The sequence below is a fragment of the Fictibacillus nanhaiensis genome (assembly GCF_023715445.1).
In the GTDB taxonomy this organism is placed as follows: Bacteria; Bacillota; Bacilli; order Bacillales; family Fictibacillaceae; genus Fictibacillus; species Fictibacillus nanhaiensis_D.
Map to the genome: position 1 here is coordinate 341,680 of NZ_JAMBOD010000003.1, position 26,981 is coordinate 368,660.

The window sequence follows — 26,981 nt, forward strand, 5'->3', positions numbered from 1 at the left end:
TACGGAAGCACCTACCCCCGGGGGGGTTAACGTATTCTGACGCATCATTACGCATTGCATACGCTATTCATCCGTATACAGCTACGCATATACATCGATTGACCACCGTTGATATGCCGCCAACCCTTTCCTGGACTACGTTCACACCGATTTACGAACATACGTTCGCTTCCGTTAACAAGTGTTATGTAAACTGGGTCTATCGTATAAACGTTGATATGACGGGGTTTACGATTGTTGCCGAATAGATGCCGTTTACCCACCGATAATATACATTGATATACTGCATAGAATCGTGCATAAACGAGTGGGTATTTTCGCAGGGATCCATCGTTTGGTAAGCGGTAAACAACGTGGTATGCCGTTAGTTATGCTCAGACCCCCGATATTTTCCGACCCTCTCGCCTGCTGAATGCCATTGCCGATGATATTACGGTGTCCATACGTAGGTAATTTCACCATTGTGTAACGTTGTGCATTATGTTATTTCCCGTTTATTTCCCGTATACTCACCATATTTCCGAGTTACTTCTATACGAATTTATAACCTTTAATTCTGAGTGGTATTATCGGTATTTAAACGTTACACAAACGATGCTGACTGCATATTAACGTCGTGTAGTCGGTCTAGCATTCGGTCCAGGACGCCGTTAAAATAGCCGACTTTGTTGCGTATGTTATTCGCCTTAAACGTTACCATTACCGCCCTAATACCGATGTACAGTAGCTCCGATTCATCGTAGATCCCTCGAATGTATTTTATGTGTGCCAACCAAACCCCGTAGATTTTATTGCGTAGTTTCTTGTTGTCGATTATTTGTTTGAATCTAACGTATGGACTCGTAGACAACGGTTCATCAGACGTATTATGTAATAACTCTTTATTGCTTAAAAGAATCGAGTTTAATGGTGTGACACTTTCGGCGGTGGCTTGTGTGACACAACGTTCTATAAACGGCATTACAACGATTGCATTACTCGTCTGCTGCCCGTCACTCTTACGACGTAACTCGTACTGTTTAATGATGCCGAGTGCCTCAAGTCGATTACATACTCGAATTACAGTACGTCGTGACTTACCTATCGCCTTACCGATGTTATTCTTCGTTAGGAAACTTACACCGGGGTACTTACAACTGTAACGACTTAACACGTCCAGTACTGCGAGTTCAGTAGACGATAGTTCGTGAGATTCCCGATGCTTCCGAATAGCTTCGTTTAATTGTTCGACTGAGTCAAACCGTGTTAATCGTTTATATGTATCTTCGCATGATAAAAACATTGCATTGCCCTCCGTATTAGAGGACGTAACCACTAAGATTAGAACGTTTGTTCGGTTCAATAAACGTAGCTGCCGAATTTGACTAACACACATTTTTTGCGATATACTTTACTTTGCGGAGTAGGTCGTATATCACGGTGGTTTTGCCCCTGTGGTTGCGTCCTATTTTTTTTGTTTATAAATAACTGCGTAAATTCTCTGCGACTTCTTCTTTGTCTAAGTGCAGGTAACGAGTGGTCACGGCTAAATCGCTATGCCCGAGTGCTTTCGATATCAATGCAATGTTCGCACCTTTACCGAGTAGATTCTTCGCAAACCCTCGCCTAAGTGCATGAGGATTGATGTTCTTTAGTCCGTATTCTTTTGCGTATCTCCCGAGTCTCTTAGTGATGTTGTTACCCGTCTGACTCGTGACTACCGGAGTCCCATTCTTTGTAATAAACAGTAAATCGTTGTTCGTTCGATTAGCCTGGCGTACTAAATCGTTTTGTTCGATTAGAACCGTGAGTAACGTCATAAGTGTATTGTCGAACGGTACATACAACGATTGATGATTCTTAATGATACCGCCGTCCATCTTTAACATTTGTGCATCTAAGTCGATGTGTTTCGATTGTAATTTCGAAAGTGTTCCGACACGGATCCCTGTTTGATACATAAGTAAAACGGCAGTAGCATCACGTAACTCTACAAACTTACTTAAGTCGAGTAATGACAGTAGGATTCGAATGTCTCGGTCTGTAGCGCCCTCTTTAACTGGGTTGTCGACCTTGATGCGGATGCCTCGCCAATAGTTAGACGTAACCCAACCGTTATCTAAACAACGGCTTAGAAACGCCTTGAGACACTTTAGTCGGGTGAGTTTCGTCTGATTGCTGACGTTCATTGACGATAGCCATTCGTAAATATGATCGCTAGTAACGTCTTCAAGTGCTTGAACACCGGTTACCTTTGCGAAGTGGCTGACGTGAAGTTCGTAGTCGTCCATCGTACGTTCACGAAGTCCGGCTGCTCGCATTTGACGAAGTACTGAGGTTAACGCTTTGTGAATTGTGAGTTTGTGGGTCTGACGTGGGGGCTGTGGTTGTTGTACGTTGAATACACCGCTTAAATCGGCTTGAACGTGTAATGCGGGTTTACGTTTAGTCACGAAAAAACGCCTCCTAATTCGCTAGTTGACCGATTCAATGACCGTATCAATCCAACGTATTAAAAGGCGTTATACCAACGTTTTATAATCGTATGTATGGTGACCCGAGAGGGGTTCGAACCCCCGACCTCCACCCTGTCAAGGTGGCGCTCTCCCAGCTGAGCTATCGGATCTCTATTTTTTCGGAACAATTTAAAATATACGATACAGCATGGGCTCTGTCAATAAAAATTTCATGCTCTAAAAGCAGTCCCAAAACCATTTATTATGCCTTATTGACTTTTATAAGTCTTCAAAAAAATTTATAAGTCTTTAAAAAAATTTATAAGTCTTCAGATTTTTTTTTAAGTCTTCAAATTTTTTTATAAGTCCTCAGCATTAGATCCAATTCCCCCCACAAAAAAAACTCCGCCAACGCGGAGGGCTTATCTACTACCCGATCTTTTCTTCATTTTCATGCTGCGCGATTTCTTCTGCTGTCAGACGCTCTTGTTTATCGCGAAGTCTGTGTGCGAGACGGCTTGAGGCGTTTGCTGCAATACTTGCAACCAGGTCATCCAAAAAGGTATGGACTTTGCCGTTAGCTATTTTTGTATCAAGCTTCTGGATGATGCCCATCTTAAACTTATCCAGATGTCCGAACGTCGTAACGGCAATGCTCCCATATCCGAATACAGCTCCAAGTGCAATGGTCTCATCTACCCCAAATAAGCCTTCATCCTGTTCTACGATACTCTGCAAAGGTTCGGAAAGCTTTTTTTGTTCAGCTAATATATCCAGTTCAACACCTACTAAAATAGCATGTTGTATTTCACGCTTCATTAAAACCGCATCAACACTTTCCATGCATTCTTCCTTTGTTAGTCCAGGTGAAAACGGAATTTGCATTTCATAAACGATTTCTGCGATCTCAGGTATGGTGACGCCTCTTTCATTCAGCAGTCTTCTCGCTGCTGCTTCTACTTCCCGACTGTGCACTCTATTTTTCAACAGACTTCACCTCATCTTAATGTTCACTATGAATCGTTCATCTAATTGATTCTTTCATTATATCATTTTATGATACAATGATACGAGTCGAATGAAAACGCTTTTACTTTTTATGATGACAGCAAAGGAGGTCGGCTTATGGCCATTCTTAAAGGTACCATTACAGACGATAAAATATACAGCAAATACTTAGATGAAACGATTGATCTTCTTGTTTACCTGCCTTCACGGTACACCCCGCTTGTCAAATATCCAATATTAATTGCACAAGATGGCAGGGATTACTTTCAATTAGGTAAGCTGGCAAAAACGGCTGACCGATTAATGGAAGAACACCAAATAGAAGATTGCATTATCATTGGTGTGAACCATAAAGGGATGACTGACAGAAAAGCAAAATATGATCCAACTGGTGAAAAACACGAAGATTATATTAGATTTATGGCTTTTGAACTAACAGCTTATTTAAATGAGAAGTATAATACTCTTCAGCTTGGTGCAGGAATGGGATTAATCGGCGACTCACTAGGAGGTTATGTTGCTCTTAAACTAAGTCTTTTATATCCGAACACGTTCGGAAAAGTTATCGTCCAATCTCCGTATGTTCCAGATGAACTGCTACAAACCGTTGAATCCATTGAACAGATGCAGACGTTAACCATCTATCATTCAATTGGTGATGAAGAACATCGTTTCACAAACCCTGAAGGTATCACTAAAGATTTTCTTGAACCAAATCGTAAAATGAACAAACTATTAAACAACCTAGCCCTGGACTACGAATACTCAGAGTTTCAAGGGAATCATCTTTGGGTAAACTGGCAAAAGGACTTGGTTCCCGCATTAACGTTTCTTTACAATAACCACTAACTGTGGGAAATAAAACGAATATTTGGTATACTATTTCAAAAGATGAGGGAGGAAGAATTATGAAATACGGTATCGCTATTTTTCCATCAAAAAATTTACAAGATAAAGTAAATTCCTACCGAAAAAGGTATGATCCACATTATGCCCTTATCGCACCTCACATCACGTTAAAGGAACCTTATGAGGCAACTGAAGAAGAGCTTCAAGAACAAATTTCTTATATCTCTTCAGTAGCAAAGAACATTAACCCATTTTCAATCATGATTAACAAGGTTGGATCCTTCCATCCTGTTAATAATGTAATTTACTTAAAAGTAAACGAAGCTGAGGAATTAAGATCTCTTCATGACCAGCTCTATTCAGGTCCGCTGGAACATCAGCAACCTTATAATTTTGTTCCCCATCTAACCCTGGGCCAAAAGCTCTCAGACGAAGAACATTCTGATGTATTAGAAAGGCTTCGTATGATTGATATCAAACATGAAGAAAAAATCAACCGCATTCAGTTGCTCTACCAGCTGGAGAATGGATATTGGACAGTCTATGAAACGTTTCGTCTTGGAAAGGGAGTCTAAAAAGATTGATTAAAAAGTACTCAACAGAAGATTTAGGATATAGAGATGCTTTAGAGGTTAGAAGAGATGTTTTTGTACGTGAACAGCAAATTGATGAAAGTGAAGAAATCGATGAATATGAAGATTCTTCTACTCACTTTGTATTATACGATGACAATAAACCGATTGGTGCATCAAGACTTCGCCAAGTAAATGGTGAAGGCAAAGTGGAGCGGGTTTGTATTCTCTCTTCCCACCGTAAAAAAGGACTAGGCGAAGAATTAATGATGGCTATGGAGCAGACAGCCAGGGATCAATCCTTACCCAGCCTTATATTATATGCACAAATTCAAGCAGAAGACTTTTATAAAAAACTAGGATATCAAACCACTTCAAAAGAACCATTTTTAGATGCAAACATACCGCATGTAGCTATGAAAAAAGTATTGGACTCGTCTAAGTGACGGATTCAATACTTTTTTAGTTTACAAACAGCTTATCTCGTCAAAACTGAAATTTAATACGTTATTTTGAGGAGATATGGCAGAATGAATTTACATATTGGGCAATTGACAGTGGAGTTGACAGTAGGATTTGTTGCTTTATTTCTACTTACTAAAGTTTTAGGAAAAACACAAATCTCACAGATTACCCCATTTGATTTTATTTCCTCTATTTTTTTAGGCGAGCTTGTGGGAAACGCTATGTATGACGATGAAACATCTATTTTCGTCATACTTTATGCCATCGTAATATGGGGTTCGATGGTATACGTAGTAGAAATCATCTCACAAAAATTTATGGGTTCACGAAAATTACTCGAGGGTGCACCCGCTATCGTAATTCGTAAAGGGATGTTAGACAGAGAACAGCTAAAGAAAAGCAAACTCGACATTAATCAGCTGCAAAACTTAGTACGGCAAAAAGGCTACTTTGGACTCCGTGAAGTTGAGTATGCCATTCTAGAAACCAATGGTACGCTAAGCATACTTCCAAAATACCAATACGGTTCACCTAACAGACAGGACTTAAATATGCATACTGATCAACAGCCTGAGCTGCCTGTCACGTTAATCTTAGACGGGGAATTGAATATTGATAATCTTTCAACAGCAAATCTATCGAAAAAGAAACTGATGGAACAGCTTCACAAACAAGGATACCGGTCTGTAGAAGAAGTTCTCTATGCTGAATTCTCAGAAAACAAATTATTAATTATGCCGATGATTGACCCAAAAAAATAAATGGTCGTCCTTCTTTAATCGTATATACGGCCTTTCTTTCTTTGATCAGCTGAATTAAGTACGCCGTTATAGCCGTACGGAATAAGGAATACATTCCTAGATTGGCGGGTTCAATCTCATGTTTGATAAGCATTTTTGCAATAAGATCTTCCAAAGATAGACCTCTGTCTTCACAAGCTATTAAAAACTTTATAACCTGACTTGACAATTTTTGATGAACATCAATGTTTGATCGGATGGTATTTACATAGTTACTGGAAAATGAACCATGACCTGGAAGCATCCCCTCTACCTTTAGTTGCATAAGATATTCTAAAGTTGAGAGATTTGCAGCCGCATCCACAATAAAGGGAATCTTATGCTTATCAAGAATTTCTAATCCTAAGAATGCATCCGCAGCATAAAGAATCTCCTTATATTGAAGGCCAAACTGATTGTAGCTGTGGCCAGGAAGATGAACGAATTCCACATGAAAAGATTCTTCTGTCCATAATCCGTTCTCACACGTTTCATCGATTTGAATGGCTGGAGCTTCGAGAAATTTATTCCTCATTTCCTTTAAAGGCGAATTTCCGTGAAATAAGTACATCGGCTCTAGTATAGGATTTCTCATAATTGCTTCTTCGAATGAAGGAGCAATTGTATGGATCTTATAATTTGTTTGAAGGTATTGTGCTCCGCCAAAATGATCTGCATGAGCATGAGTGATAAACAAATGAGTAAATGGGAGATTCTTTTCCTGCAGAATATACAGTGCTTTTTTTGCTGCAGATGATTCGAGGCCCGCGTCGATCAGCATGCCATGCTTTTTATCATCACTCAAAATATAGCCGATGTTTACAGCACTTTTAAAATAGTAACAACCCTCTTTTATCTCAATAAAATCCATCTATAATCACTCCTGATGCTTAAAGTTTGAATGAATCGGTAAATGGCCAAAAAAAAGAAACCTATTAGATGGTTTCGTTAATGAATAATCCTTTTCCTTCTATTTCGTTCAGAACTTGCTGGAATCTCTTTTTTCCCTCTATGGAATTACGGTTTTTTTGATCATCAGATGTATGAACAGTGTCATTTTTTATAAAAGGAACGACAGAAACGACAGGAAGTCCTTGTTCAGGTTTTTCCATACGGATTGCATATTGCATTCTTTGGATTGGTATATAAGGTAATATATAGCCCATCAGCAACATCTCCTTTTGTAATCTATTTCCTCTTTCTATTCCCTTTTCCTTCTAAAATATGCTTTAAAATAAAGAAAGAGCATCCTTGTAGGGATACTCTCTTAAAACATGTGAATTGCTTACAACCAAGGGTCGTAGTAGCAGCTGTTAGAACTGGAACTTGAGCTTGAAGATGATTCATGATTCTTATGGCTAGAATCATGTTTTGAAGAAGATTCATGCTTTTTATTACTGAATTGATGCTTGCTGAAACTTGAGCTTGAAGATTCGCAATGGTGCTTTTCTTCTTTTTCTATAATAACTTTGTCTGTTTTGATGATTACTTTATCTGCATAAATCTTTTTCTTGTACTTCTTCTTTTTCTTCTTGCAGTAAAAACAATCTTCCATGTTTCAACCTCCTCGTATAGTACATCATATGAATGTCTAACGAGTTGGTTATGGGCTGTCTCACTAAAAATTAATAGCTATATGATTAACTGCTTTAGCACGGAAGTTTTGCTTATGGAAATAGACAAAAGCTTCTAATGTAATATTTTCATCAATCTTGCTTTTTATAGGAATCTGAAAATCATCAAGAGATAACCGCTCTCCACTATTAAGTTTAGTTTCCCGCAGTGGACAAACCCAAATCTCTCCTCTGTCTTTTGCCTGTTCTGCCCATTCGTTATCCATAAACATCCACGTAGATTGTTCCATTTCATCTTGAGTAGGTGAGGCAATCAACGAAATAATCTTCCCCTTTAACGCAGCCGATTCTGCTGGTTGAAAACGAAAACAGATGTATGGATTCTCCAAAGTTTGTGTGCCCGTATTTTCAAGATAAAATGTTCCCCGTACAAAACCCTTTTTATCTTTAGTCAGGATTACTGAATAATCAAAGTAACTCATGCAGCTAAATTCGTCTTTTTTACTTTTAACCGTTGTTCCGATATCTTCAGGTGGATCCTCCAGAACAGGTTCAGGCGTCCGGTTTAGGTTTATTCGTTTTTCCATACTTTTAATCCTCTGCTGATAAAGGTCGATCTGTTGATCTTTATCATTTAATTCTTCTTGTATGCTTTTAAGGAGTTCTTCATATCCATGCATTCTTTTTTCCATCTCATGATCCTGTAAACGGTTCACCTTTTTAGAGAGTTCATCAATTTTGTTTTGAAGATTTGCCAGTTCCCTGTCCTTTTCCTCGATAATCAATAGGGAATCATTATAATTTGATTCATTTTCTAACCGTTCAATCGTTTCTTCAGCAAATACAAGTTTCTTTTCAAGATCGAGTGCTTTTTCTTTGTAGTAGTCAACTCTTGATATGAGCCGTTCATAACTTAGTTTGTCTTTTGTTCCCATTGATCTTCCTCCTTGCAAATTAGGCTCTTTTCATATTGTATGTAGCCCTTAACCATTCGTTCACTATTTTTTCAATACAAAAAGGACCTGCTGGTAATCAGCGGTCCTTTTGTCTTCAGATCTTGTATTAGGTGTGCTGTAAGCAGTTTTCAATGGAAATTTCACTAGCATCAGCAGTAACGATTCCCGTTGAAAATTTTTCTTCATTAATTAGTTCTACCTCAAAAAGATTACCATCTGTTGTTTGGACGATTGCCAGATTAAACGCAAGGTGTTCACCTGATGTGTTTACATTACCTCTTCCAGAAACCGTTAGCTTTATTCCCCCATTATACTCATCACAGCATAATGTGTCTTGAGTAAATTCCGTTGCATTAAAGCTAAACTCTCTATCACCATCAGTTGAATCAGATTCAGTAAAATGTAACTGGAATGAACTGTTTGCCAGCTGATGATTCGGGCAAATGTTGACTGATAATGTGGCACGGCCGCTTTCTGTAGCTCCCTCTTCACCGCTTACGGTTAATCCGCTCGCGCTTCCTGAGGCTCTACACATGCAGCCTGGCCTGGGATATATGTCAGGGCATTGTTGCGGGAACGATACCTCTGGACAATATTCACCTTCGCTTTCTTCGCAATTTAGGTCATTCTCACGAGGTGAACAGAATTTAGCAAGTACCTCGAGTTTCACTTCTGCTTCAACTTGAATGTCAACGCAGAACGTAATATCAATACTAAACGAAGTCGGTGCCGGGCTGTTTAACAAAACAGTACCTGATGGGATGCGGGCAAAGATTTTTGTGATACGGCAATACAAGTCTGTTCCATCTGGATAGCATAGAACAAAAGATTCAAAAACGGATGCATTCACCATTAGTTCAGTTACGAGGTCACCGCTTCTGTCTACGACATGAACCTTAATATCCGTTGTAAACAGAAGTTCAACTAACTGTGCAGTTGTAAACCCTCCGTTAAGTGCAACGGTACACTCTCTCTTTTCTCCTACTTGTTCGCATAAAAAATGATCAGCGCAAGCTTCAGCGTTTTCGATTGCTTGTGAAGTTTTAGGTACTTTTGTTACGATCCTTAACGGGCGACGAGAAGGATCATCTAACGCTTCTTCTATTGCTGCAATTTGTTCAGGAGTAAAAGAAACAGTTTTTCTTACGTTTAGTGTATCAGTCACCCAGTCGTAAACTTTCTGTACACGGATACACTCATCCTGCAAGTGTTTATGATTGTTTCCCATTGTTTCCCTTCCTTTCCTCATCATGATCTGAAGATTCCATACATACTATGGAAATAGAGTGGGTTATGACACAAGAACGATAGCCTATTTTTATAGTCAAGACTTCAAGGAGGATCATTTATGAGATCAGTTTTGTATAACAACCAAAAAGTGTGTGAGTTAACACCATTAGAATATGAATCTCTTTGTCGCTTATTGCCATACTGGGGCTTGCAGATCTCTGAAGACGAAAATATCTCAGGTGCACTATCCACTTTTACCTTGGGAATTAAAGGTCTATCACAACAGAGGCTTAGAGAGCTGAATCAGCTTTTATATCACACAGGCATAACCATAACTTCGGATGATCATGTCAAATGTGATCAAAGGTTTTATGTTGATTTTCATGCAAATCATCCTATGCCTTTAGCATTGAACACTCCGGACAAACAGCTCTATTACTTAAATCCAGCGACATCGTTTCGTTTGCCAGTTCAATCTGCCATTCATAAAGGGATAACACTAAAACGAAAAGACGGACCTCTCTTTTTAGCAGTACAGCCGGAATATGAGGAAAAAATCGCAGAATGGATCAGCTACCTTGTTATACAAACCTTCTTGCGTTTTTCGTTTGAATCCTTAACCTCTATTTCAGAGGATACTTTTATGTCATGTGCTGAAAATGTGTTGAATCAAATAAACTCTCGATTTGCAGCTGTCCAGATACCTGAGCGAATTAAAAGTCCAATAAGCGAATCAAAAGTTGAGGACCAAGCGGAAAATAATACCAAGCCAAATAAAAAAAAGCTTCCGGATGGTGATGCATTTTTTGAAGAAGTAAATAGTGAAAACACACACAAAAAGCTGCATGGACCAAAAGTTACATTGCCTCCTATCAAACCTTTTTCGTCGGCAGGTTCTTTGATTACAAATCAAATACCGAAGCCATATGATCAAGGTCAGTTCATTTCACGGAATGCACAGCCCATAAATCCGTTTAAACCAAAGTCAGGAACTGAACATCCCATTCAGCCCTTTAAACCAATTCTGTCTGATAAAAAGGAAAAATCCGTCATACGTCCATTTCAGGCAAATCAAAACACCCCGTCCGCTAATAGAGAATATACTAACAAAGCATCCAGGATATTTAGACAGAGGAGAGATGGAAAGTGAATAAGGATGATCTTCAGAAGCTATATTCTGAAATCAAAGCAAATAAATCTAAGAATGCAGGAAAAAATAACTCACTTATTCAGTCCCCCTTAAAAAAGGGCTGTGGATCTTGCGGCAAAGTAACTTGGAAACCAAATAAAGCAAAATAAAAAAAGAGCTGTCACCTTAAGATCTGGTGGCAGCTTTCTTTATTAATGAATGTATCCATTTAAGATTAGGTACTCCAAGACCTCATTCGTACATTCTGCTGCGTTTTTCTTTTCAGTCTGGAGTACAATCTCGGAATATGCAGGAATTTCATATGGGTTAGATATACCTGTAAAATCAGTAATCAACCCGTCTCTAACTTTTTTGTATAGTCCTTTAGGATCTCTGTTTTCACATTCTGAAAGACTGCAATCTACATAGACTTCGATAAACTCGTTTAAACCTAATTTTTTTCTTACCGCTTGCCGGTCTTCCTCGATAGGAGAGATAGCAGCTACTAAAACAATTACTCCGCTCTCAACAAATAGCTTAGCGACTTCTCCTAACCTTCTAATATTTTCTTTTCGGTCTTCTTCAGAAAACAAAAGATCTTGACATAATCCGTGTCTCACATTATCTCCATCTAGTAAAACAGTAGATAACCCTCTATCGTATAAAAGGTGCTCAACCTCTGATGCAATAGTCGATTTTCCTGAGCCGGATAAACCTGTGAACCAGAGTACAAAGCTCTTATGTCCATGCAGCTTCTGCCTCATTTCTTTTGTTACTCCGACAGACTGCCACTTGATGTTCTTTTGATTATGATCCATCTATTTCTCCCTTCTCATCATTCCTTTTTACATAATATTCCCTCAACACGGATAGCACTTCTGGTCTGCTGAAGTTCCTTGGGATAGGCTCATTTTTAAGCAATTTCTCCCTCACCTTCGTTCCTGATAAAATAAGCCGGCTTTGTTCATCATGAGGGCAGGTTTTCATAGTGGCCATAGAATCACATTTAGAACAATAAAAACTATTTTCAAAAAATAATGGAATAATCCCAATCTCATCTTGTCCAAATTTTTTAAAAATTTTATGTGCATCATAGGGACCATAGTAATTTCCCACACCAGCATGATCTCTGCCAATAATAATGTGGCTGCATCCGTAATTTTTGCGAACCAGTGCATGAAATATTGCCTCTCGGGGTCCGGCATATCTCATAGACCCCGGAAACGCTCCTAAAATAACCCGCTCTTTCGGATAATACTGATCCAGAAGTATTTCATACGATTTCATCCTGATGGCTGCCGGAATATCATCTTGTTTTGTTTCGCCTACAAGCGGATGCAAAAAAAGACCATCAACGCTTTCCAAGGCTGTTTTTTGAATAAATTCATGAGCGCGGTGTATCGGGTTCCTCGTTTGAAAAGCAACAATCTTTTCCCATCCTTTTGTAAGAAATAATTTTCTAGTTATTTCAGGATTCAAATAATAATGAGATCCTACTGTACGCTCCGGAAACTGAATCAACGTAATTCTTCCGCCAACATACCATTTTCCTCGTTCTTTTAACTTTTTCACACCAGGGTGGGCTTCATCAACTGTTTGATAAACTAGCTGTGATTCCAAATCATGATCGGCCTTATAAATATCTGTTATTTCAATTTTCCCATACAAACTGCCTTTAAAATATAAAGCAGCTGCATTGTTTGTTTGTAATTCTTTTGCCTTATCATCTGACACAGGCAATGTAATAGGCAAGGACCATGGTAAACCATTTCGTAGTCTCATATTATGAAGGACAGATAAATAATCAGCTTTATCCATAAAAGAATCAAGCGGACTAAATGCTCCAATCGCCAAACATTCCAGGTCAGATAACGAAACAGCATCTAACTCAATGTGCACCTTAATAGACCTGCAGTCAGTATGAGCATCAAATCTGTTCACAAGACTTCCGCCATGGGGAAGAATGGTCATAGCATTCACCTCAAAAATTAGTAAGTTAGCATAATGCTAACTATTATTATTTTATGTTGTTTAACGAGATTCTGTGAGTAGATGACTAAATAATTGACACCTCTCTTTTTCACAAAGAGTTTTTTGAAAATTTTTTTGCCAGAATAACCATGTCCATTTCATTCTTAAATGAATAAACTGCTTGTATCGCACTATGATTATTCATAGAGTAGTTGAAATTAGGAGGAAACTTAGTGAAAGTAGGCGTTGTGCTCCCTGTTTATCATCAGGAGAGGGAGTATATTTTTGAATGTATTGAATCAATGGAAAAGCAAACCTTTCGTGACTACAAGCTGATTATTGTGCTTGATGGTCCGAACAAAGATACAGTAAATGCCATAAAAGAAGCAAGCAAATTATTAACCATTCCCTATCAGATTATTGACCGTAAAATAAATCGGGGTATCTCCCCAACGTTAAATGAGGGTTTTCAGCTACTGCAAGATTGTCCTTATCTTACATGGATTTCGAGTGATAACAGACATGATCCAAATTTCCTGGAGCGTCTTGTTGCCACGATGGATCAGGCATCACCAGATACTGTTCTGGTCTATTCTTTTTACAGAAGGATCGACCAAAACGGTAAACCTATCACTTATACAAAAGCTTGGTATGAGTATGTAGAACATTTCATGACAAGACGTAAAGAGGAAATCTTTCAAAACTGTTTTATCGGAGCTTCTTTTTTGTTTAAAAGAGACGCTTTCAATAAAGCAGGTGGCTATAGAGACAAGTTTCCAAACGTGCAAGATCACGATTTTTGGATTAGGCTATTACAGCATGGAAACTTTGTATTATTACGTGAATATATTATGGAATACCGTTTTAATGGAAAGTATGCTTTAACAACGAATATTCCTCCCGAACAGCTGACCATGGAAAGTATGGCAAGCAGCATAGATGTCCGGAGACAAATCGGAAATCTTCCGAAAGTCAGTGTTGTTTTATATTCTCACAATCATAGAAATACGATTGATTTCGCGATAAACAGTCTCCTTCAGCAAACCTATCGTGATTTTCAGTTAGTGGCTATTGATGATGGTTCGACTGACCATTCACCTGATGCTATTCATAACATTCATGACTCCCGAATAGTACCTCTGCTGCTCCAGCATCGCGGAAAAGCAAAAACCCTTGAGATTGCTCTGAATTATTGCATTGGAGAATATGTAATGTTTATGACTGGTGAGGATTGGCTGGATCCTCAGGCTCTGAAGTTAATGGTGCAAAAATTAAATACATTGCCATCTGGAACTGATATGCTTATAACCAATCATAAAGTATGGTATAACCGGCGTGGGCGATTACTTCCAGGTTCAATCGTACAAGGAAATAACTATGTTAGAGGTTCATCGAAAGCAGAAACTTATCCTTATGCGGTCCTCTACAAAACTGCTTTGCTTCAAAAAGATTTAAACGGAGTCAATGACAATCAAATTGAAAACCATTTTTTTCATCAGCATATAAAGAGTTCCAACAACTATTGGTTGGATATGGCTCTTTACCATAAGAGAATACACTATTAGAAAGAGCGTCTCATTTGACTGAGACGCTCTCATTTTTTCTGCGATTCTGAAAAAAACCTAATGAATGACTCTGAAATAAGAAAGGATGTGAGAGATTGATTCTATTAAAGAAAACTGAGGCTGCCAATCAAGTTCTTTCATTTTTTTTGCGTCCATTAAATCAGGCGGGTTTTCCGCATTCGCATTCACTGATAAAAAAGTTAATTCATTTTCAGTTAATGATTGATAGATTCTAGTTACTTCATCTAGTGTGTTCATATGTCCTGACCCAATCTCATAGGTTGAGTGGATGGCTCCTTTGTTTAATAAAATTTCATATGCAGCTACAGCATCCCTTACATCTAAAAACTCTCGTTTATTTTCTAAATGGCTTATAGAAATAGGTTCTATCTTTTTATCTTTTTCCATTTTTACGATTTGTTCAGCTAATACAGATACAATACCAGCTGATGGTCCTGGTCCAATTAAGTTACTAGGTTTGGCCACAATAATTGAAAGGTTAAATAAGCGTCCCCATTCTAATGAAAGTTTTTGTTGAAAGAATTTACTTACTGCATAGGGATGATCTGATTGAGAGAGTGCAGAACCTGTAACTACAACTTTGCAATCTGGATTAAATTGCCGGATTGCTTCAAGCAGATGCAGAGTCCCTATTACATTTATATTTACCGCAGAAAGAGGTTCACTCCAGGATTGAGCAACTGAATTAACGCCTGCAAGATGAAGACAATAATCCGGCCTGTGTTTTTTAAAAAGGCAATAGACCCTTTCCTTGTCCAATAAGTCACATGCTTCCATCTGCCATTTTTGGTCAGAGATTTGTTTCCTTGCCACTCCTATTACATGATACCTTTTCTTGGAAAAGTACTCACAGGCATGCAAACCTGTAAAGCCGGCAGCACCTGTAATTAATATTTTCTTTGTCATGCCAACCAGTCTTTTAATTCTTCCAGCTGTTTTTCATAAGGAGCTACTTTGTAGTGATAGTCTTGCCTGGAGTTAAAAAGAGTGCGGTCTATGCGCGGTTCTGAATGTGGATAAATATCAACATCATCTTTTTGGAAGATACGCTTGATGAGAGATAATAACTCAAATTTGGAGAGAGATTCCGGAGCTGTCAAATGATAAAGTCCTGTTACCGGATGATCAATAACATGATGAATGAATTTTGCAAGTTCTAGTGTCGTTACTCCATTCCATTTCACATGGGTAAAGCCTTTTACTGATCCTTTTTGGTTAATAAACCAATGAAACAATCCAATTCCATTTTTTAATTCAGGCCCAATTATTGATGTTCTGATTGTCAAATGTTGATTTGTTTTAATTTCACCCAGCTGTTTTGTTTTTGCATACATTGTAATCCCATCAGGAATAGATTCTTCATTATAGTTCCCTTCGTGTCCGCTAAAAACACAGTCAGTACTGATATGAATCAACTTTCCTCCATATTCCTGCAAATGTTTGGCAAATTCATGAGGGAGGAGACTATTAACGAGGATGGCCTCCCGTTGATTTATAGCTGCATATTCATTTAACAGACCTATACAATTGATAATGAAGTCTGGTCTATGGTTTTGTATAACTTCTTTTATTTGATTTAAGTCTGTGGCATCAAGCATAACATGCCCTACAGTTCCATCCCTTGAAGTCATAATCAATTCATGAGAAGTATTCTTTTTGAAATAGGAGGCAACCATGTGCCCCGCCATTCCATTTGCCCCTACAATCATTATCTTCAAGACAGAAACCCACCTTCTGTTAACATTTGGTGAATTTCTTCTTTTGACATTAAATCTTTTTCAGAACTATAACTTTCTAATTCTACTTTTTCATAAGACGAGTAATGCTGATATAAGCCTTCTATATCAATGGTTGGCAGTATCACAAAATATTCACTGTCAAAGTATACTGTTGTTGCACTTTCATATTCGGACAATAAAATTTCATGAAGCTTTTCACCGGGACGTTTGCCAAGTTCGACCATAGTAACCCCTTTTTTTCCAGAAGCCTCTATAAGAACTTGAGCCAGGTCTGTAATTTTGCAAGTGGGCATTTTCATAACAAAAATTTCGCCACCTACACTTTCATACGTAGCTTTAAACAATAATTTAATAGCTTCTTCTAACGTTAGAAAGAAACGAGTCATCTCAAAATCTGTTATCCCCACTTGTCCCTTCTTTTCTATCTGGCTTTTAAAAACGTGAATAACACTCCCGTTTGTGCCAAGTACATTTCCGCCTCGTACACAAACAAACCGTGTATGTTTGCTTAACAGATTCGCATGGATAATTAATTTTTCTCCAATCGCTTTAGTCATTCCATATAGATTAGATGGGTTTGCTGCCTTGTCTGTGGATATATATATGACCTTTGTTACTTTATGATGAATAGCGGTCTCAATTACGTTTTGTGTTCCTTGAATGTTGCTCTTTAAAGCTTCATATGGCTGAAGTTCACAGATAGGCACGTGCTTTAATGCAGCAAGATGATAGATATAATCTACGCCCTCACTTGCTCTCATTAATGAATCCTTATCCCGTATGTCACCTATCATAAAGGTAAGCTTAGGATTATAATCAAACTGCCTCTGCATAGCTACTTGACTGGCTTCATTACGGGATAAAATAATAATTTCTTTCGGCTCCTTCGGCAAAAGCTGCTTTACAAGCTCATGCCCCCAGGAACCTGTGCCTCCCGTAATTAAAATTCTTTTATTAAACAATACTATTTCCTCCTAAAATAAACTTTACGACTCGGTCTGAGACATCAAGATCACTATATCCTTCCGGGATTGACCACTGTTTTTCCTCATGAGTCATTACTTTGACTGAAGATAAAATCTGTATTGCTGATACACCAGAAACACAGTTGCTTCCACATTCCACTGTTTCCGGCCGTTCCGTACTGTTCCTCATCGTTACAGTCGGTACGTGAAATAAACAGCATTCTTCTTGAACAGTTCCACTATCGGTCAAAACACAAAAAGCACTTTTTTCTAATTTTACAAAATCGAAAAAGCCAAAAGGCTCATGAAATTGTACGAGTGGGTGCATCTTCAGTTTGTTATTTTCTTGTATTTTTGATTTTGTGCGCGGATGAATGGAACAAATAATAGGCATTTGAAAAGATTCAGCAACCAGGTTTAAGCCGGTTAATATCTCATTCAAATGAAAAGGATTGTCCACATTCTCTGCACGGTGTGCTGTAACAAGCATAAATTTTTTTGCTGAAATACTAAGTTTTTCTAATATATTGCTTTTATCTATCGATTCTTGAAATTGAGTTAAAACTTCATAAATTGGATTTCCAGACACCATAATTCGGTTTAAAGGCACGCCTTCTCTGATTAAGTTCTCACGGCTGTATTTCGTGTATGGCAAGTTAAAAGTAGAAATAGCGTCAATGACTTTTCTGTTTTTTTCTTCAGGTACACTGAGGTCGAAGCAGCGATTTCCTGCCTCCATGTGAACAACCGGTATGTTAAGCCGTTCGGTAACAATGGAGGACAATGCACTGTTCGTATCTCCTAAAACAAGAACCTTATCGGGCTTTTCGAAAAGCAAAATTTTTTCCAGCTCTGAAAACAAATGTGCCATTTGGTTCCCGAAAGAAAATTGCTGTTTCATTAAAATATAGTCTGGCTCCCTAAGTTTGAATTCTTGGAAAAACACATCATTTAATGAATGAGTAAAATTCTGGCCAGTGTGAATCAATATATGTTTGTCTGCTAAATGATCCAGTTTTTTTATAATTAAACTTAACCGTATAATTTCTGGTCTTGTCCCAAGAATAGTTACTATTTTCAATGAAGCTCTCCTTTCTTAACTAAAAAATATGACTTTATATTAAACTATGATTTCTTGATTAAAGTGGACTAGACCCCTACCCTTTTCATGGAAAAAAGGCGGAAAATGATATCCCCGAACGATTTTCTGAAAAATTCATATTATGGCTTATAAGTGTTTTAAAGGAGCTAGCGTATGTCTAAAGCCAAAATTCTATTTGTTTTTTATTTGCCGAGCGGCGGTATGGAAACTCTTAACCGTCAGCGCTGCAAAGCACTCAAAACTAGAGGTGTAGAGTGTCACCTTTTATATATGCAGTCTGGTACAGGTCAGCAAAACATCTCACGGATTCCTACCTATATTACAAATAATGATGCTGAAATTAAAAAAATTATTTTAATGAATCATTTTGATGCCATCTTTGTCAGTTCTGATATGCTGATGCTTCAAAGGATTCGGAATATGGGGTATAAAGGGAGATTGTTTTTTGAAGTTCAAGGATTAGGCAGCTTTAAAAATGCGGAGAAAATTTTAATTCAAGCGAAAACGTTTGTTATGAATTATTCAAATGGCATACTCTATCCTAAAACGCCTCACTTAATGAATTTGATTGAAACCCATTACCCAACTCATCCAAAGTTTTGTTTTCATAATTGCTTTGACACTTCCGAATTTGGCTATCGTTCTACTCAAAAGCCCCCATATCCAGTGGTAGGATGGGTAGGTAGATTAGAATTAAATAAAAACTGGGATGATTTTCTAATGTTTGCTATGCGGTACATTAAAATAAAACCAAACACAAAGTTTTGGATGTTTATTGATGATACGCTTGGGAATCATCATGAAAAGGCTAGATTCTACAAACTGTTAAACCGATATAAACTAACAGATGCTGTAGTCATACACACTAACGTTCCTCATAAACAAATGGCTGAATATTTCTCTATGATTGGGGATAGCGGCGGTTTCTTACTATCTACTTCAAAGGTAGAGGGTTTTGGCTATGCGGTCATTGAAGCGATGAGCTGCAAATGTCCTGTTCTTACTTCAGATTCAGACGGTGTAAAAGCGTTCATTAACCATAATGTCACTGGAAAATTCTACGAGAATGGTAATATTGGGTCAGCGGTTAAACAAGCGAAAGAACTTACTGACAATCATGAATTACGAAATCAGATCATCCAACATGCATTGAACCATCTTTCTTTATTTAACTTAGACGTTTATGCAAATGAATTTATGAAATTATTAAAGTAAAAAAAGCCGCATAGGATCAGCGGCTTTTCTTTTATGCGTATTTTTAAAACCTGTTCTGTATGGCATTCTTAATCAGTTCGTTCATTTTATTAATGTGTCTATTAGTTGTTATTTGCAGTTCTTTTCTAATATCAAGCCTATGCTGTTTCGTACCCATTCTACTATGGACTCTGTAGTGTACTAACGGCTCAGGATAATAGTGAAAACGGTATTTTGAGAGTACTCTTAGCCAAAAATCATAATCTTGTGTGTAGAGCAATGTTTCATCAAACAAACCAAATTCCTTAAATAGATTCATGTGTAACATGACCGTACAGCCATTAATTACGCAACCTCTTCTCATCCTTTTTAGAAAATGAACATGGTTCGGAAAGCCCATTCCTTGAGGTGAAGAAACAATTTTTCCAGACTCATTAATCAAATAGAAATTTGAATAACTTGCGTGGGCATTAATAGATTTCATAAAATGCAGCTGTTTTTCGATTTTTGAAGGATGGAATACATCATCAGAACTTAACCAGGCAAAGTAATCCCCTGTTGCATGCTGAATTCCCATATTTAAAGCTGAGGCAGTACCACCGTTATGTTTTTCAATATATCTGATTTTATTTAAATAGGGTGTTACTTTTTCCTTATGCAGTGATGAACCATCATTTACGACTATGATTTCAATATTCTTATACGTTTGATTTATGGCACTTTCGATAGCAATAGCAATGTAAGGACAGTTGTAAAATGGAATAATGATGGAAACTTTGTTCAATGCGAACTAATACCTCCTTACTTGTTATGTTGTAAGAATTGTTGAATAACATGGATCATTTCTTTTGCTCTTATTTCAGTCGTATGCCTTTGTTGGATTAAAGCTAGACCACTTTTTACGATTTGATTGCGAAGAGCTTCATTTTGCAGATAATACTCCACTTTTTCTTTGAAATTGGTTTCGTTTATAGCAACGAACGTTTTTCCATCGACAAAGCCTAAATCTGTTAACTCTTGTGAACCCGACGCAGCAAGAAGTGTACCGCATGCCAATACTTCAAAATATTTTAGCAACGGAAAATGATGGATAGAATCACATGTTAAAAAAATGTGAGCTCTGCTGATCTCTTTAGCATATCTTTCACCTGAAAGTCCCTTCTTTACAACTCCATATCCAGGGTGGGATCTTTGAACAAAACGTCGATCTCCATAATAATGCTTTGCGATCTTATGTCTGAAGGGATACATGTGGGGATAAGTAGCACCAATCATTAATAGCGGTATATCTTTAGGAATTGGTTGAATGTGAAATATATTGGAAGGTACGTGATGAGGAAACCAGATGAGCCGGCTAATGTGATCAGGCAGCCACTTATAAAATGCATCTCTGTAATGGCAAAAGATCAAAGCTGGTTTTTCCTGATGGATTAAAAAGTTTCGTTTAGAAAGTTTATAATGCAAGTCATGCATTAATGTACCGTGGGGAATAGTAAGATCCTTTAAGCCTCTAATAAAAGGCCTATACTCCGGCTTATAGTCATTCAACAGAATGAAATCAGGTTTGATAGGCAGTTGGTTTACAATGTCCAAAATATATCCATCAGTATGCCTGACAACGAGATTTGTATGTTTTGCAAGTTCTTTTTCTAAGTAATAGCTGCTCCTTTCAAGCTGTTGAGACCGATCCTTTGTAATAAAGAGAAGATTAATTTTTTTCATCTTATGCTCCTTTCCTTCTATTTAAATAACTCCATGCTTTCGCATGGAGTCATGATTTTAAAGCTCAACTAGTAAGATTTTGTCTAGAGGTACAACATATAAACCAGCGCCAGCAGAACCTGCTTGAGAAAAAACTACAAAATCTCCGCCGACTTCAACAACTCTTACACCCGTTAAATCAGGTGTACCTGGAGGCTGATTGGAATTCATAAGAAAAACTTCTGCTATTACATATTGTTCTCTCAAATATCTAATAAACAAATCACGGTACAAACCAAAATGTACTAACGCCATAGATTAAACACTCCTTTAAAACTTTGGGCAATAGATAAGCCCTACAATACTATATTCTTTTCCTCTATTTTGGTTTGGACAAGTGTCTTTCTTTTTAAAAATGGACTATTCTAGCATCAGCCTATTTCAAACAAAAATGGTTTAATACCCTATTTCCAATTCGTACAAACATCCATATAGTATATTAACCTGATAAACGAAAGAAATCAGGTACATGTATCTATTTCAAAGGAGGAAATACATTGAGTTTATTTAATAATAGCTCATGTTGCGGTGGTGACACTGCTGGCACGACTAAAGAAAAGTCAAAGTGCAGTGGCTGTGTTTGTGAAATTTTAAACCAGCTGGCTAACCACAGAATGAACGGCAACTTATGCACAATGGGTTCGCAACCAGTAGTTAGGCTTGTACTAAAAGGTTCTGATCGAGGGCTTGACGTTACAGGCGGAGGCGGCCCTGCAACAGAATTTACGATCGTAAGTTTCGATCCAAGAACCTGCTGTTTAGTAGTAACTCACAGAGAGGGCAACGATACCATTACATCTGTATTTGACTGCCGTTGCATCTGTGGAGTTGTCTGTGCAAGAAATGGCGGCAGCGGCTTTACTGGAACCTCAGTACTAGGCTGATAAGTAAAGGATACAGCCACAACTTAAATTAGGACTGATGAGTATAGGATACAGTCCAGGACACGAAAAACCCCGAATCCCATTGAGAGCATTCGGGGTTTTGTCTATTCATTTTTAGCGTGCGATCGTATTATAACCGCTGTCTACGTGAAGGATTTCTCCCGTGATGCCGCGAGCTAGGTCGCTCATCAAGAATAATGCAGCATCTCCTACTTCTTCCTGTGTGTTCGCTTTTCTAAGCGGTGATCTTTCTTCGATCTCTTTTAGTACAGAGTTAAAGTCGCCAATCCCTTTTGCCGCTAATGTACGGATCGGACCTGCTGAGATCGCGTTAACACGGATGCCGTCTTTCCCTACATCACTTGCCAAGTATCTCACACTAGCATCTAAAGAAGCTTTTGCAACTCCCATTACATTGTAGTTAGAGACTACTCTTTCTCCGCCAAGATACGTTAATGTAACGATGCTTCCACCTTCAGTCATTAAAGGACGTGCCTCTTTTACAACAGCTGTCAGTGAATAAGAAGAGATGTTGTGTGCCAAAAGGAATCCTTCACGCGTAGTGTTTAGGTATTCACCTTTAAGTTCGTCTGTATTTGCAAATGCGATACAGTGAGCTAAGCCGTGGATAACTCCAACTTCTTCTTTTAATGTGGCAAACGTCTTTTGGATCTCTTCATCATTTGTAATATCACATGGTAAAACAAGAGAATCCTTTCTTTCTAGAGATTCCGCAAGGTCACGTACATTTTTTTCAAGTCTTTCCCCAGCGTATGTAAAAACAAGACGTGCACCTGCTTTTGATAGAGATTGAGCGATTCCCCAGGCAATGCTTCGTTTATTGGCAACTCCCATGATTACAAAAGTTTTATCTTGCAATGATAGCTGATACATAAAAACTCTCCTCCCAAAAAGATTCTGTTTTAATTGATTTTCGTTATTAGTAATTGTTATTAGTACCAAGTCCTAATTCAGTATAACAGATTCAAGAAGAGAATTCACTAGTTAACCTTTGCTAGTCTCAATATTTTTCACTTCAAACCCGCAAGCATGACATCGGTAGATCACGTTTTGATTAGATTGAGCAATGAGTATTTCATCATTAAGATTATGCTGTTCCTCACAATTCGGGCAATAAACAATTGGAATCATATTTGATTTCACCTTTCTATTGTTTTATTACTAGCATGCTCAATTTTGTTAAAAAAATGGCTCTTATCTAAATGATTGTTGTTTTTGGATCGGTTTTGAGAAGGTGTTTCGTTGAAAAGTTGATTGGAGTGCAAGGCACAAGGTACGAGACGACTACTAGGAGCAGCAGGATTGATGAAAAGTTGTGTTCTACGGTACGTGTTTTTATAATTATTACACGTTCGCTCAAACTCTTTGAGGTTTCGCTCAAAAACGCCGAGTTACGCTCATGATTCTCTTGCTACGCTCAAACTACCTTTCGTTTCGCTCAAAATATCCCTTTTTCGCTCAAATTACCTCTTTTAGAATCTTACTAGCAGGAAATCACCTGCTTCTAATAGCAACAAAGTTTACGAAAACAACCAAATAAAAAGTGCCGGTTTCACACCAGCACTTTTAATTATGAAAGAGTTTCTCTCATTTGATTGATCTGTTCTTTGCTTCCTGTAACTACCATTTTATCGCCTAACAAAATTTCGGTATCACCATGAGGAACAATGGATTCTTTTCCTCTATATATACGAACAATGATACTGTCCCCTAAGAAAGGGAAATTCCTTAGTGCTGTACGGTGATATAAACTGTTCCTCACAATGATTTGATTTAAACTATTGTCTTGTGTCGTCAAAATATCCACAACCGCAGGATTCTCTATCAATGCTTTTAAGAGAACCTGTGAAGAGAAGTATACGGAATAGACTTCTATTCCTTTTTCTTTTAGTGCATCTCTTTTAGATGGATCTTCAATACGCGCAATTATTCTTTCTACTCCTTCTTCTTTTGCCAGGAGAGCAAGCCTTTCGTTCGTTTCATCTTGACCGGTAGCACAAATAATAACATCTGTCTTAAAGACTCCTGCTTCTATTAAAGTATCTGCTTCATAATTCTCAAGCTCTTTTATGTTAAAGCTATCTAATTGTTTTTGATCTTTCTCCTCTTGTCTCGTGTGATAAATTCTTTGTTCAAACCTTGTTCGATCCAGCTCGGTGGTCAACGGCAATGTAAACTGATTTGCTCCTACAATAACAAGCAGCTCTTTTACTGCTTCCCCCTCTTCTTTTTTCGGGAAAAACTTTTTAAAGAAGATAGGTGTAATGATTGCGCTGATAACCGCTGTTAGAATAAGTGCCGATGACGTTCTTGCATCTATGACATTTATACGCTCACCAATTTTAGCTGCAGCGATTACAAGCGATAGTGTAGAAGTCAGCAAGAACCCAGCTGCGGTAACCGTCTTCCAGTCATACCATTTTCTTAAGAAAAGAATAGGCAGGAATTTCGAAACTAACAGCGCCAATAGTAATAGCGGAATAAGTGCGAGTGCTTTTGGATCTGCAAATATAGATTTGATATCAAGTTCTACTCCGACCATTACGAAAAAGATCGGGATTAAGAATCCATAGCCAAATGAATCAAGCTTATGGACCAAATGCTTATTAGGAGATAGAAGTGAAACGAGTACACCTGCTAGGAAAGCACCAAGTATATTTTCTGCTCCAACTGTTTCAGATAGACCTACCAGTACAATGATTAGCGTGAAGACTGCTCGCGTATCAAGCTGGATGGTTCCTTTAGACATTGTCTCAAGAAAGGATCGATGCCTCATTTGCTTGCCTATAAAATATAAGATTATCCCTGCTGCAAATAGTATGAGCAGCAGCCACATTCTGCCTGGATCCCCTGATTCCACAGAAACAAACAGCGCCAGAAGTATCATTGTAACAAGATCGGCTATAACTGCGACTAATAATATGATCTGTCCGATTGTTGTTTTAGATAATTTTTCTTCTTTTAAAGTCGGTACTACAACACCTAATGATATGGTAGAAATAACAAGTGTCATAAAGAACGCACTTTCAGTAAATCCTCCCCAGACAAATAAAAGAGATAATCCATACGAGAGGATGAGAATGAAAAGAAAAATCACTGATGAAACAAATATCCGGTTCGGTTCTTTGTTTTCTGCTTTATTTTTCTTTTGATTATTTCCACCAGCAAAGATACTGAAATCAATCTCCAGACCGCTTAAAAACATCAGGAAGATAAAACCAAGCACTGATAGAATTTCCAGCCACGCGTCAGGATGAACAATGTCAAATCCGCTTTTACCTAATATAATCCCGGCAATGATTTCTGCTACTACAACTGGAATGATGCGCAATCGGAATTTGCTTAATAGGATCGGAATAATAAATGCTGTAAGAATAACTAAAACAAGTGATGTAAAAGATGCATGTTCTTCCATAGGCCCTCCGTAATTTCCAAATAGTATTGGTTTACTATAGTAAAGTAGAAAAAGAAATGTCAAACGATTATACTCAAAATGATATGCAAAGCTTGTGTTTTTAGGTAAGATAATACATGTTATTGTTTTACTTTAAGGAGTCGATTCCACATGCAGAATAACCATAAATCTCCATGGCAACAACTGGATTACAATCTTTTATTTATATTGTTCTTAATGGTCATTACGAGTTGTATTGCTATATACAGTGCACAGATGATGGATCAATACGGAAGCAACTTTGTAATTAAACAGCTCGTTTGGTACTTTATCGGCGGAATTGCTGTTGTCGGAGTGATGGTGTTAGATTTTGATCAGTTCAGAAAGTTATCCTGGTACTTATATGGCCTTGGGATTTTATTGCTGCTAGGCATTCTGGCTGCACCAGAAAGCATTGTTCCTAACATCAACGGAGCACAAAGCTGGTACAGATTTGGTCCCTTCGCTCTGCAGCCGTCAGAACTTGTAAAAGTTTCACTTGTAATTGCGATCGCAAATACAATAGCTACACATAATGAAAAGTATATTATCCGAACGATGCATGAAGACCTTTTATTGCTTGGGAAAATAGCCTTAATTGCTGGTTTTCCTACACTTCTGGTTCTTATGCAGCCCGATCTTGGTACGAGTCTCGTCTTTATGGCGATCACAGGCAGTCTGCTGCTCGTATCTGGAGTAAGATGGAGAATTATCCTATTCCTTATTCTTTCCTTTATTCTGTTCATATCAATCCTAGTTTGGATATATTTTACCTTTCCACAATTCTTTGTGGATCATATCCTTGATCAGTATCAGCTGAACCGCTTCTACGCTTGGCTTGAGCCTTATGAACATAAAGATGCTGGGTATCACACACGAAACGCACTGCTTGCAATCGGCAGTGGTATGTTGTTCGGAAAAGGATTCACAGAAGGATCCGTTTATCTACCTGAAGCACAAACCGACTTTATCTTCTCGATTATTGGTGAAGAGTTCGGATTTTTAGGAACGAGTATTGTTATTTCGTTATTCTTCTTGATGGTATACAGAATGATCAACACCGCTCTTGAGAGCAACGAAGCTTTTGGCAGCTATTTATGTGCAGGAGTAATCGGAATGCTGACGTTCCAAGTGTTCCAAAATATCGGTATGAACATACAGGTAATGCCGATTACGGGTATCCCGCTTCCATTTATAAGTTATGGGGGAAGTTCCATACTTGCCTATATGATAGCGTTTGGTCTCGTTTTAAACGTAAGGTCGAGAACAACCAAATATATGTTTGAATAACACCTGAACGTTTCAGGTGTTTTTCTTATGCTCTTGAA

Annotated in this window: 29 protein-coding genes and 1 tRNA gene; 10 read left to right on the forward strand and 20 right to left on the reverse strand. The window is 38.0% G+C overall.

What is annotated here, in order from left to right:
* Positions 1–1,457: 1,457 nt before the first annotated feature.
* The 3 genes from M3196_RS11915 to M3196_RS11925 form a co-directional block, all read right to left on the reverse strand.
* On the reverse strand, positions 1,458–2,432 hold the full coding sequence (locus M3196_RS11915; protein WP_251322520.1) for a tyrosine-type recombinase/integrase: 975 nt from the start codon (positions 2,430–2,432) through the stop codon (positions 1,458–1,460).
* A 97-nt stretch (positions 2,433–2,529) separates the two neighbouring features.
* Positions 2,530–2,605, reverse strand: a tRNA-Val gene (locus tag M3196_RS11920).
* Between the two features lie 259 nt (positions 2,606–2,864).
* Entirely contained in the window at positions 2,865–3,422 is a 558-nt protein-coding gene (locus M3196_RS11925; protein ID WP_251322521.1) for a phosphatidylglycerophosphatase A family protein, read from the reverse strand.
* Between the two features lie 138 nt (positions 3,423–3,560).
* Between M3196_RS11925 and M3196_RS11930 the strand changes: the two genes are divergently transcribed.
* The 4 genes from M3196_RS11930 (at position 3,561) to M3196_RS11945 (ending at position 6,090) form a co-directional block, all read left to right on the forward strand.
* Positions 3,561–4,292 carry an alpha/beta hydrolase gene (locus tag M3196_RS11930; RefSeq protein ID WP_251322522.1) on the forward strand — a complete coding sequence of 244 codons (732 nt, stop codon included), beginning with the start codon at positions 3,561–3,563 and terminating at the stop codon, positions 4,290–4,292.
* 59 nt (positions 4,293–4,351) lie between these two features.
* Complete coding sequence (locus M3196_RS11935; protein ID WP_251322523.1) at positions 4,352–4,867, forward strand: YjcG family protein; 516 nt, start codon at positions 4,352–4,354, stop codon at positions 4,865–4,867.
* Between the two features lie 5 nt (positions 4,868–4,872).
* Positions 4,873–5,310 (forward strand): GNAT family N-acetyltransferase, encoded by a 438-nt coding sequence (locus tag M3196_RS11940; protein WP_251322524.1) that lies wholly within the window; start codon positions 4,873–4,875, stop codon positions 5,308–5,310.
* 84 nt (positions 5,311–5,394) lie between these two features.
* Entirely contained in the window at positions 5,395–6,090 is a 696-nt protein-coding gene (locus tag M3196_RS11945; protein ID WP_251322525.1) for a YetF domain-containing protein, read from the forward strand.
* Here M3196_RS11945 and M3196_RS11950 read toward each other — a convergent pair.
* The 5 genes from M3196_RS11950 to M3196_RS11970 all read right to left on the reverse strand — a co-directional run bounded on the left by M3196_RS11950 (position 6,062) and on the right by M3196_RS11970 (position 9,866).
* Complete coding sequence (locus tag M3196_RS11950) at positions 6,062–6,979, reverse strand: MBL fold metallo-hydrolase (protein ID WP_251322526.1); 918 nt, start codon at positions 6,977–6,979, stop codon at positions 6,062–6,064. The two genes, M3196_RS11945 and M3196_RS11950, sit on opposite strands and share 29 nt — an antisense overlap.
* 64 nt (positions 6,980–7,043) lie before the next feature.
* Positions 7,044–7,274 (reverse strand): hypothetical protein, encoded by a 231-nt coding sequence (locus tag M3196_RS11955; protein ID WP_251322527.1) that lies wholly within the window; start codon positions 7,272–7,274, stop codon positions 7,044–7,046.
* A gap of 119 nt (positions 7,275–7,393) precedes the next feature.
* Complete coding sequence (locus M3196_RS11960; RefSeq protein WP_251322528.1) at positions 7,394–7,663, reverse strand: hypothetical protein; 270 nt, start codon at positions 7,661–7,663, stop codon at positions 7,394–7,396.
* A gap of 63 nt (positions 7,664–7,726) precedes the next feature.
* The gene (locus M3196_RS11965) at positions 7,727–8,617 is read right to left on the reverse strand and encodes a hypothetical protein (protein WP_251322529.1); all 891 of its coding nucleotides are present in this window, start codon (positions 8,615–8,617) and stop codon (positions 7,727–7,729) included.
* A gap of 127 nt (positions 8,618–8,744) precedes the next feature.
* Complete coding sequence (locus M3196_RS11970; protein WP_251322530.1) at positions 8,745–9,866, reverse strand: hypothetical protein; 1,122 nt, start codon at positions 9,864–9,866, stop codon at positions 8,745–8,747.
* A gap of 120 nt (positions 9,867–9,986) precedes the next feature.
* On the opposite strand from M3196_RS11970, the gene M3196_RS11975 reads away from it, so the two are divergent.
* A complete protein-coding gene (locus tag M3196_RS11975; RefSeq protein ID WP_251322531.1) occupies positions 9,987–11,018 on the forward strand; it encodes a hypothetical protein in 1,032 nt (343 codons plus the stop codon).
* Positions 11,015–11,167: a hypothetical protein gene (locus tag M3196_RS11980; RefSeq protein ID WP_251322532.1), complete on the forward strand. Its 153-nt coding sequence runs from the start codon at positions 11,015–11,017 to the stop codon at positions 11,165–11,167. Before M3196_RS11975 ends, M3196_RS11980 begins: the two co-directional genes overlap by 4 nt.
* 42 nt (positions 11,168–11,209) lie before the next feature.
* Here M3196_RS11980 and cysC read toward each other — a convergent pair whose 3' ends face one another.
* Together cysC and sat are read right to left on the reverse strand one after the other, a co-directional pair.
* Positions 11,210–11,815 (reverse strand): adenylyl-sulfate kinase, encoded by a 606-nt coding sequence (gene cysC, locus M3196_RS11985; protein WP_251322533.1) that lies wholly within the window; start codon positions 11,813–11,815, stop codon positions 11,210–11,212.
* On the reverse strand, positions 11,805–12,968 hold the full coding sequence (sat, locus tag M3196_RS11990; RefSeq protein ID WP_251322534.1) for a sulfate adenylyltransferase: 1,164 nt from the start codon (positions 12,966–12,968) through the stop codon (positions 11,805–11,807). The genes cysC and sat overlap by 11 nt, the downstream gene beginning before the upstream one ends.
* A gap of 233 nt (positions 12,969–13,201) precedes the next feature.
* Between sat and M3196_RS11995 the strand changes: the two genes are divergently transcribed.
* Positions 13,202–14,533 (forward strand): glycosyltransferase family 2 protein, encoded by a 1,332-nt coding sequence (locus M3196_RS11995; RefSeq protein ID WP_251322535.1) that lies wholly within the window; start codon positions 13,202–13,204, stop codon positions 14,531–14,533.
* Between the two features lie 57 nt (positions 14,534–14,590).
* Here M3196_RS11995 and M3196_RS12000 read toward each other — a convergent pair whose 3' ends face one another.
* Genes M3196_RS12000 through wecB form a run of 4 tightly spaced genes read right to left on the reverse strand, consistent with a single transcriptional unit; the run spans position 14,591 to position 18,339 of the window.
* Entirely contained in the window at positions 14,591–15,460 is an 870-nt protein-coding gene (locus M3196_RS12000; RefSeq protein ID WP_251322536.1) for an NAD-dependent epimerase/dehydratase family protein, read from the reverse strand.
* Entirely contained in the window at positions 15,457–16,263 is an 807-nt protein-coding gene (locus M3196_RS12005; protein WP_251322580.1) for a dTDP-4-dehydrorhamnose reductase family protein, read from the reverse strand. The genes M3196_RS12000 and M3196_RS12005 overlap by 4 nt, the downstream gene beginning before the upstream one ends.
* A 5-nt stretch (positions 16,264–16,268) precedes the next feature.
* The gene (locus M3196_RS12010; protein WP_251322537.1) at positions 16,269–17,255 is read right to left on the reverse strand and encodes a polysaccharide biosynthesis protein; all 987 of its coding nucleotides are present in this window, start codon (positions 17,253–17,255) and stop codon (positions 16,269–16,271) included.
* Positions 17,248–18,339 carry a non-hydrolyzing UDP-N-acetylglucosamine 2-epimerase gene (wecB, locus tag M3196_RS12015; RefSeq protein ID WP_251322538.1) on the reverse strand — a complete coding sequence of 364 codons (1,092 nt, stop codon included), beginning with the start codon at positions 18,337–18,339 and terminating at the stop codon, positions 17,248–17,250. The genes M3196_RS12010 and wecB overlap by 8 nt, the downstream gene beginning before the upstream one ends.
* A gap of 174 nt (positions 18,340–18,513) precedes the next feature.
* Between wecB and M3196_RS12020 the strand changes: the two genes are divergently transcribed.
* Positions 18,514–19,575: a glycosyltransferase family 4 protein gene (locus M3196_RS12020; protein ID WP_251322539.1), complete on the forward strand. Its 1,062-nt coding sequence runs from the start codon at positions 18,514–18,516 to the stop codon at positions 19,573–19,575.
* 43 nt (positions 19,576–19,618) lie between these two features.
* Here M3196_RS12020 and M3196_RS12025 read toward each other — a convergent pair whose 3' ends face one another.
* From M3196_RS12025 to M3196_RS12035, 3 genes are read right to left on the reverse strand one after another with little or no spacing between them, the layout of a single operon-like run.
* A complete protein-coding gene (locus M3196_RS12025; RefSeq protein ID WP_251322540.1) occupies positions 19,619–20,338 on the reverse strand; it encodes a glycosyltransferase in 720 nt (239 codons plus the stop codon).
* 17 nt (positions 20,339–20,355) lie between these two features.
* A complete protein-coding gene (locus M3196_RS12030; protein ID WP_251322541.1) occupies positions 20,356–21,276 on the reverse strand; it encodes a glycosyltransferase in 921 nt (306 codons plus the stop codon).
* A 57-nt stretch (positions 21,277–21,333) separates the two neighbouring features.
* On the reverse strand, positions 21,334–21,570 hold the full coding sequence (locus M3196_RS12035; protein ID WP_251322542.1) for a hypothetical protein: 237 nt from the start codon (positions 21,568–21,570) through the stop codon (positions 21,334–21,336).
* 242 nt (positions 21,571–21,812) lie between these two features.
* Here M3196_RS12035 and M3196_RS12040 point away from each other — a divergent pair, with 242 nt between their 5' ends.
* Positions 21,813–22,199 (forward strand): hypothetical protein, encoded by a 387-nt coding sequence (locus tag M3196_RS12040; RefSeq protein WP_251322543.1) that lies wholly within the window; start codon positions 21,813–21,815, stop codon positions 22,197–22,199.
* A gap of 114 nt (positions 22,200–22,313) precedes the next feature.
* On the opposite strand, the gene fabI is transcribed toward M3196_RS12040, so the two are convergent.
* The 3 genes from fabI to M3196_RS12055 all read right to left on the reverse strand — a co-directional run bounded on the left by fabI (position 22,314) and on the right by M3196_RS12055 (position 25,635).
* Complete coding sequence (fabI, locus tag M3196_RS12045) at positions 22,314–23,093, reverse strand: enoyl-ACP reductase FabI (RefSeq protein ID WP_251322544.1); 780 nt, start codon at positions 23,091–23,093, stop codon at positions 22,314–22,316.
* A gap of 111 nt (positions 23,094–23,204) precedes the next feature.
* Positions 23,205–23,351 carry a hypothetical protein gene (locus M3196_RS12050; RefSeq protein WP_251322545.1) on the reverse strand — a complete coding sequence of 49 codons (147 nt, stop codon included), beginning with the start codon at positions 23,349–23,351 and terminating at the stop codon, positions 23,205–23,207.
* Positions 23,352–23,790: 439 nt separating this feature from the next.
* On the reverse strand, positions 23,791–25,635 hold the full coding sequence (locus M3196_RS12055) for a monovalent cation:proton antiporter family protein (protein WP_251322546.1): 1,845 nt from the start codon (positions 25,633–25,635) through the stop codon (positions 23,791–23,793).
* Positions 25,636–25,785: 150 nt separating this feature from the next.
* On the opposite strand from M3196_RS12055, the gene M3196_RS12060 reads away from it, so the two are divergent.
* On the forward strand, positions 25,786–26,943 hold the full coding sequence (locus M3196_RS12060; protein WP_077361661.1) for an FtsW/RodA/SpoVE family cell cycle protein: 1,158 nt from the start codon (positions 25,786–25,788) through the stop codon (positions 26,941–26,943).
* Positions 26,944–26,981 lie beyond the last annotated feature (38 nt).

What these genes read in the sequence shown, in the direction of transcription:
- M3196_RS12050 (WP_251322545.1), bottom strand. Translation starts at nt 23,351, where the DNA reads ATGATTCCAATTGTTTATTGCCCGAATTGTGAGGAACAGCATAATCTT.
- M3196_RS11930 (WP_251322522.1), top strand. Translation starts at nt 3,561, where the DNA reads ATGGCCATTCTTAAAGGTACCATTACAGACGATAAAATATACAGCAAA.
- sat (WP_251322534.1), bottom strand. Translation starts at nt 12,968, where the DNA reads ATGACCATTCTTCCCCATGGCGGAAGTCTTGTGAACAGATTTGATGCT.
- cysC (WP_251322533.1), bottom strand. Translation starts at nt 11,815, where the DNA reads ATGGATCATAATCAAAAGAACATCAAGTGGCAGTCTGTCGGAGTAACA.
- M3196_RS12005 (WP_251322580.1), bottom strand. Translation starts at nt 16,263, where the DNA reads ATGATTGTAGGGGCAAATGGAATGGCGGGGCACATGGTTGCCTCCTAT.
- M3196_RS11975 (WP_251322531.1), top strand. Translation starts at nt 9,987, where the DNA reads ATGAGATCAGTTTTGTATAACAACCAAAAAGTGTGTGAGTTAACACCA.
- M3196_RS11960 (WP_251322528.1), bottom strand. Translation starts at nt 7,663, where the DNA reads ATGGAAGATTGTTTTTACTGCAAGAAGAAAAAGAAGAAGTACAAGAAA.
- M3196_RS12035 (WP_251322542.1), bottom strand. Translation starts at nt 21,570, where the DNA reads ATGGCGTTAGTACATTTTGGTTTGTACCGTGATTTGTTTATTAGATAT.
- M3196_RS12000 (WP_251322536.1), bottom strand. Translation starts at nt 15,460, where the DNA reads ATGACAAAGAAAATATTAATTACAGGTGCTGCCGGCTTTACAGGTTTG.
- M3196_RS11965 (WP_251322529.1), bottom strand. Translation starts at nt 8,617, where the DNA reads ATGGGAACAAAAGACAAACTAAGTTATGAACGGCTCATATCAAGAGTT.
- M3196_RS11950 (WP_251322526.1), bottom strand. Translation starts at nt 6,979, where the DNA reads ATGGATTTTATTGAGATAAAAGAGGGTTGTTACTATTTTAAAAGTGCT.
- M3196_RS11945 (WP_251322525.1), top strand. Translation starts at nt 5,395, where the DNA reads ATGAATTTACATATTGGGCAATTGACAGTGGAGTTGACAGTAGGATTT.
- M3196_RS12030 (WP_251322541.1), bottom strand. Translation starts at nt 21,276, where the DNA reads ATGAAAAAAATTAATCTTCTCTTTATTACAAAGGATCGGTCTCAACAG.
- M3196_RS12020 (WP_251322539.1), top strand. Translation starts at nt 18,514, where the DNA reads ATGTCTAAAGCCAAAATTCTATTTGTTTTTTATTTGCCGAGCGGCGGT.
- M3196_RS12055 (WP_251322546.1), bottom strand. Translation starts at nt 25,635, where the DNA reads ATGGAAGAACATGCATCTTTTACATCACTTGTTTTAGTTATTCTTACA.
- fabI (WP_251322544.1), bottom strand. Translation starts at nt 23,093, where the DNA reads ATGTATCAGCTATCATTGCAAGATAAAACTTTTGTAATCATGGGAGTT.
- M3196_RS12060 (WP_077361661.1), top strand. Translation starts at nt 25,786, where the DNA reads ATGCAGAATAACCATAAATCTCCATGGCAACAACTGGATTACAATCTT.
- M3196_RS11955 (WP_251322527.1), bottom strand. Translation starts at nt 7,274, where the DNA reads ATGGGCTATATATTACCTTATATACCAATCCAAAGAATGCAATATGCA.
- M3196_RS11970 (WP_251322530.1), bottom strand. Translation starts at nt 9,866, where the DNA reads ATGGGAAACAATCATAAACACTTGCAGGATGAGTGTATCCGTGTACAG.
- M3196_RS11935 (WP_251322523.1), top strand. Translation starts at nt 4,352, where the DNA reads ATGAAATACGGTATCGCTATTTTTCCATCAAAAAATTTACAAGATAAA.